The sequence below is a fragment of the Moorena sp. SIO3B2 genome (assembly GCF_010692525.1).
Classification (GTDB): domain Bacteria; phylum Cyanobacteriota; class Cyanobacteriia; order Cyanobacteriales; family Coleofasciculaceae; genus Moorena; species Moorena producens.
This window is the reverse complement of record NZ_JAAHHE010000896.1, coordinates 1-1332: the sequence shown is the minus strand read 5'-3', so window position 1 is coordinate 1332 and position 1332 is coordinate 1. Positions and strand designations below refer to the sequence as shown.

Below are 1332 nucleotides of genomic sequence, written 5' to 3'. Positions count from 1 at the left end.
TCATTCTTTCAGCCAACGGCTAACCTCAAATAAATCTTGAGTATATGTGCCAAAATTGCGTACCGTTTGGCACATATACTCAAGATTTATTTGAGGTTAGCCGTTGGCTGAAAGAATGTGATGTTGACACCGTTGCAATTGAATCAACCGGTGTTCTTTGGATTCCTCTCTACGAGCATCTTTCAGAACAAGGATTTGACGTTTGTTTGGTCAATGCAAAGCATATAAAAAATGTTCCGGGCAAAAAGACAGATGTGCTCGATTGTCAATGGCTCCAACAACTTCATACTTATGGGTTGTTACAGGGCTCATTTCGCCCAAAAGAAGAAATGGTTCAACTCCGTTCACTTGTCCGTCAAAGAGCAATGCTGATAGAGTCTCGTAGTCGTCATATTCAGCATATGCATAAAGCCCTACAGCAAATGAATGTAAGACTGGATCGGGCCGTATCTGATGTGACTGGCAAAACTGGTATGTCAATTATTCGTGCGATCATCGACGGAGAGAAAAATAGCCGTCAATTGGCAACATTTCGAGATGGTCGTTGTCGGCTTTCTGAGGAAGAAATTGCCAAAGCTTTAGAAGGAAATTTTCGAGACGATCATCTCTTTGCGTTGAAACAGGCTGTTGAGCTTTATGATTTTTACACACAAAAAATCGTTGATTGTGACATAAAAATTGAATCCCGATATGCAATTTTACACCCAGAGTTCCATCAAGATTTACCTGCTTTACCTGCAGCTAAGAAGCATAATAAAGTGGGTAACCAGCCTCATTTTGATTTACAGTCCGATCTCTATCAGCTTTGTGGTGTTGATCTAACCGCGATTGAAGGTGTCTCTACTCTAACGGTACAAACCGTCATTTCTGAAATTGGTTTGGATATGTCCGTTTGGCCAACAGCTGCAAAGTTTGCTCGCTGGCTGGGTCTCGCTCCTAACAATCAAATAACAGGTGGAAAAGTTATTAAACGAGGAACTTCTAAAGTGACCAATCGAGCTACTCAAGCTCTTCGTATGGCGGCTCAATCGGTTTATCGTAGTGATGGGCCAATTGGGCGCTTCTATCGACGAATAAAACGAAAACATGGGCCACAGGTTGCCATCACAGCCACCGCTCATAAATTGGCAAGAATTATTTACGCTTTGTTAAAGAGCAAAACCCCATATCAGCCACAGCTTTTAGATGATTACGAAGTCAAGCGGGAGAAATACCGGTTACACCTGCTTCACAAGCAGGCGCAAAAACTCGGATATGATTTAACCCCTATTCAATCTTAGTAGACTTTTGTTTCTTAGTAGCCCTAGGATGTGAGCCTGCATCCTTCAAAAA

General features: G+C 42.0%; 1 protein-coding gene. It reads left to right on the top strand.

All coding sequences use genetic code 11. The features are described from left to right. The first annotated feature begins 44 nt into the window (after nucleotides 1-44). Complete coding sequence (locus F6K38_RS42170; RefSeq protein WP_287360812.1) at nucleotides 45-1280, top strand: IS110 family RNA-guided transposase; 1236 nt, start codon at nucleotides 45-47, stop codon at nucleotides 1278-1280. Nucleotides 1281-1332 lie beyond the last annotated feature (52 nt).